Annotated in this window: 11 protein-coding genes; 8 read left to right on the top strand and 3 right to left on the bottom strand. The window is 49.5% G+C overall.

Annotation, left to right across the window (positions count from 1 at the left end):
* Positions 1-144: 144 nt before the first annotated feature.
* Positions 145-411, bottom strand: coding sequence for a hypothetical protein (locus tag KDK14_RS05860; RefSeq protein ID WP_257264081.1), 267 nt, complete (start codon positions 409-411; stop codon positions 145-147).
* A 456-nt stretch (positions 412-867) separates the two neighbouring features.
* Between KDK14_RS05860 and adk the strand changes: the two genes are divergently transcribed.
* The 3 genes from adk to KDK14_RS05875 all read left to right on the top strand — a co-directional run bounded on the left by adk (position 868) and on the right by KDK14_RS05875 (position 3162).
* On the top strand, positions 868-1518 hold the full coding sequence (gene adk, locus KDK14_RS05865) for an adenylate kinase (protein WP_257264082.1): 651 nt from the start codon (positions 868-870) through the stop codon (positions 1516-1518).
* A 150-nt stretch (positions 1519-1668) separates the two neighbouring features.
* The gene (gene tsaB, locus KDK14_RS05870; RefSeq protein ID WP_257264083.1) at positions 1669-2340 is read left to right on the top strand and encodes a tRNA (adenosine(37)-N6)-threonylcarbamoyltransferase complex dimerization subunit type 1 TsaB; all 672 of its coding nucleotides are present in this window, start codon (positions 1669-1671) and stop codon (positions 2338-2340) included.
* A gap of 18 nt (positions 2341-2358) precedes the next feature.
* Complete coding sequence (locus KDK14_RS05875; protein WP_257264084.1) at positions 2359-3162, top strand: undecaprenyl-diphosphate phosphatase; 804 nt, start codon at positions 2359-2361, stop codon at positions 3160-3162.
* A gap of 50 nt (positions 3163-3212) precedes the next feature.
* On the opposite strand, the gene KDK14_RS05880 is transcribed toward KDK14_RS05875, so the two are convergent.
* Positions 3213-3623 (bottom strand): hemerythrin domain-containing protein, encoded by a 411-nt coding sequence (locus tag KDK14_RS05880; RefSeq protein WP_257264085.1) that lies wholly within the window; start codon positions 3621-3623, stop codon positions 3213-3215.
* Positions 3624-3983: 360 nt separating this feature from the next.
* On the opposite strand from KDK14_RS05880, the gene KDK14_RS05885 reads away from it, so the two are divergent.
* Together KDK14_RS05885 and KDK14_RS05890 are read left to right on the top strand one after the other, a co-directional pair.
* Positions 3984-5465: a sodium:alanine symporter family protein gene (locus tag KDK14_RS05885; protein ID WP_257264086.1), complete on the top strand. Its 1482-nt coding sequence runs from the start codon at positions 3984-3986 to the stop codon at positions 5463-5465.
* Between the two features lie 275 nt (positions 5466-5740).
* Positions 5741-7213 (top strand): sodium:alanine symporter family protein, encoded by a 1473-nt coding sequence (locus tag KDK14_RS05890; RefSeq protein WP_257264087.1) that lies wholly within the window; start codon positions 5741-5743, stop codon positions 7211-7213.
* A 37-nt stretch (positions 7214-7250) separates the two neighbouring features.
* Here the strand turns inward: KDK14_RS05890 and KDK14_RS05895 are convergent, their stop codons facing one another.
* Positions 7251-7814: a hypothetical protein gene (locus KDK14_RS05895; RefSeq protein WP_257264088.1), complete on the bottom strand. Its 564-nt coding sequence runs from the start codon at positions 7812-7814 to the stop codon at positions 7251-7253.
* Positions 7815-7990: 176 nt separating this feature from the next.
* On the opposite strand from KDK14_RS05895, the gene KDK14_RS05900 reads away from it, so the two are divergent.
* The 3 genes from KDK14_RS05900 to dxs all read left to right on the top strand — a co-directional run.
* Positions 7991-8263: an exodeoxyribonuclease VII small subunit gene (locus KDK14_RS05900; protein WP_257264089.1), complete on the top strand. Its 273-nt coding sequence runs from the start codon at positions 7991-7993 to the stop codon at positions 8261-8263.
* Between the two features lie 2 nt (positions 8264-8265).
* Positions 8266-9177, top strand: a complete 912-nt coding sequence (ispA, locus tag KDK14_RS05905) for a (2E,6E)-farnesyl diphosphate synthase (RefSeq protein WP_257264090.1) — start codon at positions 8266-8268, stop codon at positions 9175-9177.
* Positions 9178-9290: 113 nt separating this feature from the next.
* A partial coding sequence (dxs, locus tag KDK14_RS05910) for a 1-deoxy-D-xylulose-5-phosphate synthase (RefSeq protein WP_257264091.1) occupies positions 9291-10654 on the top strand: 1364 nt, incomplete at its 3' end.

The following is a 10654-nucleotide window of genomic DNA, read 5'->3' on the forward strand; positions in this document are numbered from 1 at the left end:
CTGAGGAGAATAGCGGGGCTATTTGACGAAGAAGCAGGAATTTTTAGACCAATTTCTCGCAACCGCAGCCGGGCAGTCTATTCTCGGACAGCCTCCTGGCAACTCATGAACACTGGGCCTATTGTGTGCCTGGCTACCTGTTTGTTAAGGAAGCTCAGTATTGTCTGGATCGGGGGTGACCATTCTGAGATTGACATCTTTCTTGGTGATTATACTGTTTATTTCGGCCAGGCATTGGCCAAGACTTTGTCGGTAAACAGGATCACCGAGCTTGCTTAGAAGATGGCCATTGAAGGACAATTGTGCTTTTTTCAATGACAAATGGTCGTTTCCGGTTTTTTCAGCCTTGTCAAAGGGGCGGCTGCCCAGAGGGGTGATTATATAGCTTGTTTTGCCTGTTGGAGGGGTCATTACAGTTTTTTACCCTTTCGCATTGGACGTTGATTGTGGGGGGGCGAGACGAGACGTCCGCGAACCCTGATTAACAGAATAGCTTGACCCAGATCATACAACTTGTTTTTTTGGGCAGAAGGCAGGTGGCTGAAGATAGAGGCTTGCTATTGGTCATCAGGCTCTATAATCTTGGCCGCTTTTTAATAAGATACGTCTTTTAATTCCAAGCCAGACGATGTCTCTTCATATGACGATGTCTTTACATAGGTAGTTGGCCTGATGGAATCGTGTATTTCTGGCTAAGTTGGCAGTTACTATGCAAGGCACAACTCAGGGAGCATAGCCTTAGCTATGTGACAGGAGTTGTAACGCCGCAGCGTGAATGACCACTTGGCCAGAAAATATGATTTCATTTGGTTAACTACTTATGATCTCTTTTAGCAGAGAACGGATGGCTGGCAACAGGAGCTTTTCATGCGCGTTATTCTGCTGGGTGCACCGGGCGCCGGTAAAGGGACTCAGGCCCAATTTATCATGGAGGAGTATGGTATTCCCCAGATTTCTACCGGCGATATGCTGCGAACTGCCATCAAAAACGGCACTGCGCTGGGCAACAGGGTCAAGGCCGTTATGGATGCCGGAGCGCTGGTATCTGATGACATCATCATTGCTTTGGTAAAAGAGCGTATTGCCGAGAGTGATTGCGCCAACGGTTTTCTGTTTGACGGGTTCCCACGCACGATTCCCCAGGCAGAAGCGCTGCGTGATGCTGGTGTTGCCATTGACCACGTTGTTGAAATCGCTGTGGATGATGAAGAAATCGTCAAGCGCATGAGTGGCCGTCGTGTTCATCCGAAAAGTGGTCGTACTTACCATGTGGTATTCAATCCGCCCAAAGAAGAAGGGAAGGATGATGTGACGGGTGAGGCTCTGGTGCAACGTGCAGATGATGAAGAAAAGACCGTACGCAAACGTCTGGGTATCTATCATGATCAGACGGCACCACTGGTTGAGTTCTATCAGCAAGCGGGTGGCGATACCCGTTACAGTCGCATTGAAGGTGTTGGTACCGTTGATCAGATCAGACAGCAGGTGCTGTACGCGCTGAAACCCGTCAATACCTGATGCTATTGACTGAGCTTTCATTACCGATTAACAGTCGGGGGTTTGAAAAAGTTTCGCCGGTTTCTGTAATGACCGAAAATACGGTGGAAATAAACCTCTGGTCTTTTCAAAGCCCCCCGGCCATGCTCACCATAACAGTAAAGACTCCCTATGAAACTGCTTGCTCTTGATACCGCAACGGAGGCTTGTTCTGTTGCCCTTGACCTTGATGGCGAAGTGATCGAACGCTTTGAGCTGACTCCTCGTCGACACAGTCGTGATCTGCTGCCAATGGTTGACGACATTCTGTCCCGTGCCGGTTTAAGCCTTAAGCAGCTCGATGCCCTGGCCTTTGGCCGGGGCCCCGGAGCATTTACCGGCCTCAGGGTGGCTACCGCCATGGTTCAGGGGCTGGCGTTTGCGGTTGATCTGCCTGTGGTCCCGGTCTCGACGCTGGCTGCCCTGGCTCAGCAGGGGTTCAGGGAACTCAAGGCATCAAACGTGTTGAGTTCTATAGATGCCAGAATGAATGAGGTCTATTGGGGGGCGTTTTGTGAGTGTAATGGATTGATGGTACCGGTTGCTGCAGAGACAGTAACCACCCCGGAACATGTTGTGGTACCGGTTATGGAAGGGCACTGGTTTGGCATGGGAACTGGCTGGGCGTTCAAAAATCGGCTGTCTGCCACTGTTGTCGATTGTCAGGTTAAAGCCTGGCCCAGGGCCCGGGATATAGCCTTGCTGGCAGCTGCCGACTTTAAACGGGGTAAAGTGCTGCCTGCGGAGCAGGCCATGCCGGTTTACCTTCGGGATAAAGTGGCTATGAAAAAATCAGAACGTTAAGAACACGGACGGATCGTTATGGACACTCTACAGACCATCATCCTGGCGCTGATCCAGGGCATCACTGAATTTCTTCCCATCTCCAGTTCGGGACACCTGATTTTGCCAGCCCAGCTATTTGGTTGGACAGACCAGGGGCTGGCCTTTGACGTCGCTGTGCACATTGGTACGTTGGCTGCCGTCATTGCCTATTTCTGGAAAGACCTTTTTGCCATTGCCCGGGACTGGCTGGGTTCTCTGTTGGGGAAGGGGGCTACCGTTAACAGCCGTCTTGGCTGGTATCTGATTTTTGCCACATTGCCCGCCGTGGTATTTGGTCTGGCCCTGAAAAAAATGGGGCTGGATGAGGCAATGCGCACCGTTGCGGTTATTGCCGGTACCACCCTGATTTTTGGTGCCTTATTGGGCTGGGCAGACCTTAAGGGCAAGCGTACTCAATCCCTGGAGCAGATGTCTTTCAGGCAGGCGATGCTGATCGGCTTTGCCCAGGCGCTGGCACTGATACCGGGAACATCCCGTTCTGGTATTACCATGACTGCAGCCCTGATGATGGGCTTTACCCGTGATGCGGCAGCCCGGTTCTCGTTCCTGTTGTCAATTCCCGTGATTCTGGGCGCAGGTAGCCTGTTGATGCTGGATCTGGCAGAGAGCACCGTGCCAGTGAATTGGCAGACACTATCGCTTGGAACCCTGGTATCCGCTGTCAGTGCCTGGCTCTGTGTGCATTTTTTCCTGGCATTTATTAACCGTATCGGACTTATGCCATTCGTGATCTACCGGATGATTCTGGGCGTGATGTTGCTTGGATTCGTATTTTTCTAGAGAGGGCTCATGATCGGCTGAGAACCAGCCGATCCTTTGAGCGGACGATTTTAGAAGATACCTTTGATTTTATCGTAAGTCTTGTAAAGAACCGCTTCTTCCTTGCTAATACGCTTACTCAGTGCCTTGATAATGTTGTTGCAGTCCTGTTGAAAGTTTTCGTTGGTATTATCGCCATTTTCATACAGGGCGAAAAAAACCATCACGTCGGCAGAAATCTTATCCATATCAAGCGCATAGTCAGTCAGGGTAGATTTTAAATTCTCATCCTTCTCAGCGGCTTCCCGCAATACAGGATACAGGTACTTATCTTCTTTGTTTAAATGAGCCAGCAGCATTTTTTTTGCGGAAAGAATCAAATCCCGGCCTTGCTTGTTACCAACGCCCACTTCACGCGCCTGTAAAAGTAAGTCACTGATTTGCACATGTTCGCTTTTGAATTCCTGAATCAGCTGAGACATTTGTGTTCACTCCCTGAACATAACGGTTTCTAACAGTTTAGGACTTTATTGCTGTAAGTCATAGGGCCTCTCTGATACACGGTGGTCAAGAAAAGCACCAACTGCTTTGCCGACCTTGCGTAGAATAAGCCACACCCGTGCAATCTGAGGCCTTTCTGAGTCAGATTGCGCTTTGCGCTGAGCTTGCAAAAAAAAGTCAACAGGGCCAAGTCATTATTGCCTCGGACAGGGCTTTAGCTATTGATAATCATAGGCATTTTTTATTTTTTGTCTTTTTGGGCAGTCTTTATTCTGGAAAATTCCACTTTGTATTAAAAATTCTCTGCTATTCTAGTGTGGTGTGAAATCACTGGAACTCAAATGAGTACGCTCTTCTCAGAAATTACGACAGTCATTTGGGAGTACTTACTGGTCTATTTGCTGCTAAGTGCAGGTGTTTACTTTACTGTCAGGAGTCGATTTGTTCAGTTTCGTTATTTTTTTCACGCATGGAAGCTGATGCTGGGGGCTCGAAAGACATCCGGTAATGAAATATCTTCCTTTCAGGCTCTTTGTACCAGTCTGGCTGCACACGTTGGAACCGGAAATCTTTCCGGAGTTGCCATTGCTATTTTCATCGGTGGACCCGGTGCTGTGTTCTGGATGTGGATCGTTGCCCTGCTGGGTATGGCCTCAAGCTTTGTTGAAAATACGCTGGCACAGCTTTACAAAACCAACAACAAAGATGGAACTTTCCGTGGCGGCCCTGCCTACTACATGGATAAGGCGCTCGGTTTGCGCTGGCTGGGTATCCTCTTTTCTGGTCTGTTGTTAATGACCTTCGGGTTTGTCTTCAATGCGGTTCATGCCAACTCGGTATCCCAGGCAGTTTCTGGCCAGATGACGGTAAGCCCGGTACTGGTTGGCTTGGTCATTGCCGGTGTGACTGCCTTTATCATTTTCAGAGGAATTCACTCGATTGTGCATTTTGCAGAGTTGGTGGTTCCGGTAATGGCTCTGACCTATCTGCTCATTGCCTTTGGTGTTGTGGCTTGCCGTTTGGATGAAATGCCAGCGGTTATCAGGCTGATTTTTGACAGTGCATTTGGTCTGCATTCAGCCACAGGCGGCGCTCTTGGTTATTCCGTGGCGCAGGCCATGATGCAGGGCATCAAGCGGGGCCTGTTTTCAAATGAAGCTGGCATGGGCAGTGGCCCCAATGCTGCAGCGACAGCAACGCCCAAACCAAACCATCCGGCGACCCAGGGCATCGTATCCATGGTCAGCGTCTTTATCGATACCATTGTCATCTGTACAGCGACAGCTGCCATCGTATTGTTATCCGGCCAGTTGGACTCAGGTACTACCCTGAATGGTGTCCAGCTGACTCAGGCTGCGCTCGCCGATATTGTCGGTGACTGGGGGAAGTGGTTTATTTCCATTGCCGTTATCTTTTTTGGCTTTACATCGGTTGTTGCCAACTATTATTACGGCGAGTCAAACCTTCTGTTTATCCATAACAGCTCGCTTTTATTATTAATTTATCGAAGCGCTGTCGTATTTCTGGTTTTTCTTGGTTCAATTGCTTCTCTTGAGACAGTCTGGATGGTTGCAGACCTTGCCATGGGACTGATGGCACTGATTAATCTTGTGATCATCCTGTTACTCAGTGGCCCGGTCATGCAGGTATTGAGAGATTACGATTTACACTCATCATCGGGTAATTCCCCTGAGTTTAACCGTAGCCGTTTTCCTTTTCTGGATCGAACGATTGATAAGGATGTATGGGTTAATAAACCTGAGTCCGGGGAGTCTCTTGAACGTATTGATCATGCTAATTTTCAGGAGACCAAGTCCTGTTAGTTTGTGAATCCGGTTGATTTACAAGCATTCTTGTTCAATAGGTCAATGGAATTACCTGTTATTTGTACGTACCAAGGGACGATTTGTGCGTACTTCTGTGTTTGGTTATGTGGCCTTGTATGATGCCATGTTGTTTTAGGGCTTCAGTATTTTTTTAAAGTGCTTCTATTGTGTGGCTAGAGGGTATTTATACGTAGTATTCAGGGTTTATTTCCTGATGTTATAAACTTGGATTTGAAATAAAAATTGATAATACACAATGCGTCGGAAATTTTATGAATAACTTAATAGACTCCATCAATGGCCTGCTTTGGGGCAGTATTCTCATGTATCTGCTTATGGGTGCAGGCTTGCTTTTCACGTTAAAAACCCGTTTTGTTCAAATTCGCCGATTTACCCTGGCAATGAAAACCATGATGGGTAGTCGGGCCACTGATTGTGCCACTCATGTCTCTCCGTTTCAGGCATTTTGCACAAGTCTTGCCGCACGAATCGGTACTGGTAACATGGCGGGCGTTGCGGTCGCAATTACCATGGGTGGGCCAGGCGCTGTATTCTGGATGTGGCTGATTGCCGTTCTGGGTATGTCTACCAGTCTTGCCGAAAATATTCTTGCCCAGCTCTATAAGACCAATAACGGTGACGGTACTTATCGTGGTGGCCCGGCTTACTACATTGAGAAAGCCCTGGGGCAGCGTTGGTTAGGTGTTGTCTTCTCCATTTCCCTGATAATTGCCTTTGGCTTCGCTTTTAACAGTGTTCAGTCTAACTCCATTGCTGCCGCATTCACCAGTTACGGGATTCCAACGGAAGCTATTGGTATTGCTCTGGCAATAGTCAGTGCCCTGATCATCTTCGGTGGTATTCGTGCCATTGCCAAAGTGGCAGAGATGATCGTGCCGATCATGGCCCTTGGCTATCTGGGTGTGGCTTTGGTGGTGGTATTTATGAATATCTCAGAGCTGCCAGCGGTCTTCAGCCTGATCATCAAGAGCGCTTTCGGTCTTGACAGCGCTGTCGGTGGTGGGGCGGGTTACGCCGTATCCCAGGCGATGCAGCAGGGTATCAAGCGTGGCTTATTCTCCAATGAAGCGGGTATGGGCAGTGCCCCTAACGCAGCCGCAACGGCACACTCCAACCATCCTGCCAATCAGGGTCTGCTGGGAATGCTGGGTGTATTTATGGACACGATCATTGTCTGTACCGCGACCGCTTCCATCATCCTGATGTCTGGAGTAATGGACGGTTCCGGTGTTACCGGTATCGAGTTGACGCAGCTGGCTCTGGTCAGCCAGGTGGGCCCGATCGGTCAGCACCTGGTAGCTGCGGCAATTTTGTTGTTTGCTTTCAGTTCGATCATCGCCAACTACTATTACGGTGAATCAAATCTGCGATTCATCATGGATAGTAACTGGCTGGTGAATGGTTACCGCTTGGCTGTTCTGGGTATGGTAATCTGGGGAGCTACCAGCAACCTGCCCACCGTATGGGCTTTTGCTGACGCTTCCATGGGTATTATGGCGCTGATTAACCTGACAGCTATCCTGGTGCTTTCTGGTATTGTAGTGCAGGTTCTCAAGGACTTTGATGATCAGGTTGCGTCCGGTGTGAGACCAGTGTTCAATCGTCGCAAGTTTCCCTTCCTTGATAAAACCATGGACGCAGACGTATGGACCGAGCACAGCTGTGGCCCGGTTGACGACTCTGACAGGGGCAACGTCAAGCGTACTACGGTAACAGATCTTTAATATATATCAGCGAGGGCCACTTTTTTAAGTGGCCTCTTTACCTGCCAACGAGAGGATCAAGCTGGTTATGTATGGTTCGGATAAATAACCTGGCATTACCCAGCTCAAGATCTGCCAGGGACAGCTCAAGGTGGTTTTTACTGCCATCGTGCGTTAATTGAAGCCCGTCAAAGTTCAGCTCGCCATAGTTGCTTGGGATCCGTAGCCGAATCAGACCGTTGTGTCTGTCAATCATCGACAAATCAGGGATGAATTCAAATGGATTAGCAGAGTCTGATGTCAGAAGAGGCTTGAGCAGTGTTTCCAGTGCCTTATCAATGGGCTCAGCATCTTCTCTCGCCAACAGTCGGTAAACCGGAGTGAGCAGCGCCAATGACAGGGAAGCGGATAAACGACGCTGACTCTGGGTAGACAGTGCCCTGCGTAACTGCCATCTTGAAATCATACGACGCCTTATAAGGTATTCTCCAAGAAGTTGGTCATGGCTTTCTGATCGGTGAATGGCTGCATCAAGCTGCTCTTCTGAGATATACCCTTTTGTTATCAGGATCTGGCCCAGCCTTGAGTTTTGGTAGGCTGCTCGCCGTTGTTCTTCCATCATCAAGCTCCGTGATCATTGCTTTGAATATCGGCCAACGGGATAATGATTTGATCATTGCGGATGGTCGAAAGCGGTTTGTCAAACTGGTGTGAACATCGTTTTCGCCAACTATTCTCGTTAACTACTTATAGCTCGTTGATAACCTGCTATGACTGTTTTCTTCAACAGGCTTATTCATGTCAAAAAATACGGTGGAAACTGAGAGCTTTGCCTTTGAGCAGTCTTTGGCTGAGCTGGAGACATTGGTCCAGAACATGGAATCCGGGGATTTGAGTCTGGAAGAATCTCTGAAAGCCTTTGAACAGGGCATTAAACTGACCCGTGGATGCCAGAAAGCATTAACCGATGCTGAGCAGAAAGTTCAACAGTTGCTTACGCAAAATGGTGAGCTGACCACAGAGCCATTTGCTGCTGACGCTGAAGATACCTCAGCAGATAGAGGGCAGTGATAATGGCAAGCCCTGTGCCGCTTTCAAAATTTATCGAGCAGTGTCGTTTACAGGTAGATAATGCACTCTCCACAGTCCTGCCTGATGACAGTCAGGTCAGCCCCCTGCTGCTGGAAGCTATGGGATACAGTGTCTTTAATGGTGGCAAAAGAGTGCGGCCAACGCTGGTTTATGCCGCCTGTCAAGCTTTTGGTGGGGATCTCAAGCAGGCGAACCCTGCAGCCTGTGCTGTTGAGTTAATTCATGCCTACTCGCTGGTCCATGATGACTTGCCGGCAATGGATGATGATGATTTGCGCAGGGGCAAGCCAACCTGCCACAAGGCATACGATGAGGCAACCGCGATTCTGGCAGGAGATACGCTGCAGAGTCTGGCCTTTGAGGTGCTGGGCAATGCCCGTTTATGCCCTGAATCAACCTTGGCTGACAGTGTTCGATTGCAGCTGGTGACTATTCTCAGTCAGGCTTCGGGGTTGGCTGGTATGGCTGGTGGTCAGGCAATGGACCAGTGTGCCGCCGGGACGGTGCTAAACCAGCAGCAGCTTGAGTTGATGCATACCCATAAAACCGGTGCTCTGATTCGGGCCAGTGTCCGTATGGGAGCAATATGTGCTGGACTATTGCAGGCTGAGGAGTTGCAGTCACTGGATCACTATGCAAGAGCCATTGGTCTTGCCTTTCAGGTCCGGGACGATATCCTGGACGTTATTGCCGATACGCAGACGCTTGGCAAACTTCAGGGAGCGGACATGGCTCTGGGCAAACCAACTTACGTTTCCCTGATGGGGCTGGAGGCAGCGCAAGCCTATGCCAGAGACCTTCACAATAATGCGATCAGTGCCCTTTCCGGATTTGACCATGGTGCTGATTTTCTTCGCCAGATTGCCGATTACATTATTCTAAGAAGCTATTAATGTTGTCGTTTGCATCAGGAATTTTGCCACCTGCAAGATTGTGCGATGCTATTCCTGTCAGGTTGGGTGTACAATGCCAGCCAGTGGATCATCCCAGACGTTACTACGAGCACATGTTTCACGAGATACCCAAGACACTGCCTGATACTCCTTTACTGGACCAGGTAAATAATCCGGAACAACTTCGCGCACTTGATGAATCCCGGCTGCCTCAACTGGCTCGGGAGCTGCGGGAGTTTTTATTGTATTCCGTCGGGCAGACAGGGGGGCATTTTGGTGCCGGGCTTGGTGTGGTGGAGCTGACCATTGCACTTCACTATATGTTTAATACGCCAGAAGATCGTCTGGTCTGGGATGTGGGACACCAGGCTTATCCCCATAAAATTCTGACCGGTCGCAGGGATAGAATGTCAACCCTGAGACAAAAGGATGGCCTCGCTGCTTTCCCGAAAAGAGAGGAAAGTGAGTTTGATACTTTTGGTGTCGGGCATTCCAGTACTTCTATCAGTGCAGCGCTGGGCATGGCAATTGCCGCCCGGGCCAAGGGTGAAAAAAGACGCACTGTAGCGGTGATTGGCGATGGTGCCATGACGGCGGGTATGGCTTATGAAGCCATGAATCACGCAGCTGATGTCAAGGCCAATATGCTGGTGATTCTTAATGATAACGATATGTCCATTTCCAGAAGTGTTGGTGGGCTTTCCAACTATCTGGCCAAAATACTTGCCAGCCGGACTTACCACCACATTCGTGAAGGCAGTAAAAAGGTTCTGAATGTTATTCCCCGTGCCTGGGAGCTGGCAAGACGAACCGAAGAACACGTTAAGGGAATGGTGATTCCCGGAACCTTGTTTGAAGAGATGGGTTTCAACTATATCGGCCCGATTGATGGTCACGACCTGCCCATGTTGATTCACACCTTGCACAACATGAGAGACCTGGAAGGACCTCAGTTTTTGCATGTGGTGACTCAGAAAGGGAAAGGGTTCAATCCCGCCGAGCAGGACCCTATTGGTTTCCATGCCATCACCAAGCTGGAACCTCATGCCTTGGCGAATCCGAAAGTGGTTGCCCCCAGAAAGCCCAAATACGCCAACGTTTTTGGGCAGTGGTTGTATGATATGGCCGCAGTAGATGAGCGGTTGATGGGTATTACGCCAGCCATGAAAGAAGGCTCTGACCTGATTCGTTTTGCGGATCACTTTCCGGAGCGTTATTTTGACGCGGCCATCGCTGAGCAGCACTGTGTGACACTGGCTGCAGGCATGGCCTGTGAAGGGCTCAAGCCGGTTGTTGCGATCTACTCAACATTCCTGCAGCGTGCTTATGATCAGCTGATTCATGATGTCGCTGTGCAGAAGCTGGATGTGCTTTTTGCCATCGACCGTGCGGGCATGGTAGGGGAAGATGGCCCAACTCATGGTGGTTGCTACGATATTGCCTATCTGCGTTGCATTCCCGATATGCTGGTGATGAC

The sequence above is a fragment of the Endozoicomonas sp. ONNA2 genome, from assembly GCF_024606365.1.
Lineage (GTDB): Bacteria > Pseudomonadota > Gammaproteobacteria > Pseudomonadales > Endozoicomonadaceae > Endozoicomonas.

What these genes read in the sequence shown, in the direction of transcription:
- KDK14_RS05860 (WP_257264081.1), bottom strand. Translation starts at nt 411, where the DNA reads ATGACCCCTCCAACAGGCAAAACAAGCTATATAATCACCCCTCTGGGC.
- adk (WP_257264082.1), top strand. Translation starts at nt 868, where the DNA reads ATGCGCGTTATTCTGCTGGGTGCACCGGGCGCCGGTAAAGGGACTCAG.
- tsaB (WP_257264083.1), top strand. Translation starts at nt 1,669, where the DNA reads ATGAAACTGCTTGCTCTTGATACCGCAACGGAGGCTTGTTCTGTTGCC.
- KDK14_RS05875 (WP_257264084.1), top strand. Translation starts at nt 2,359, where the DNA reads ATGGACACTCTACAGACCATCATCCTGGCGCTGATCCAGGGCATCACT.
- KDK14_RS05880 (WP_257264085.1), bottom strand. Translation starts at nt 3,623, where the DNA reads ATGTCTCAGCTGATTCAGGAATTCAAAAGCGAACATGTGCAAATCAGT.
- KDK14_RS05885 (WP_257264086.1), top strand. Translation starts at nt 3,984, where the DNA reads ATGAGTACGCTCTTCTCAGAAATTACGACAGTCATTTGGGAGTACTTA.
- KDK14_RS05890 (WP_257264087.1), top strand. Translation starts at nt 5,741, where the DNA reads ATGAATAACTTAATAGACTCCATCAATGGCCTGCTTTGGGGCAGTATT.
- KDK14_RS05895 (WP_257264088.1), bottom strand. Translation starts at nt 7,814, where the DNA reads ATGATGGAAGAACAACGGCGAGCAGCCTACCAAAACTCAAGGCTGGGC.
- KDK14_RS05900 (WP_257264089.1), top strand. Translation starts at nt 7,991, where the DNA reads ATGTCAAAAAATACGGTGGAAACTGAGAGCTTTGCCTTTGAGCAGTCT.
- ispA (WP_257264090.1), top strand. Translation starts at nt 8,266, where the DNA reads ATGGCAAGCCCTGTGCCGCTTTCAAAATTTATCGAGCAGTGTCGTTTA.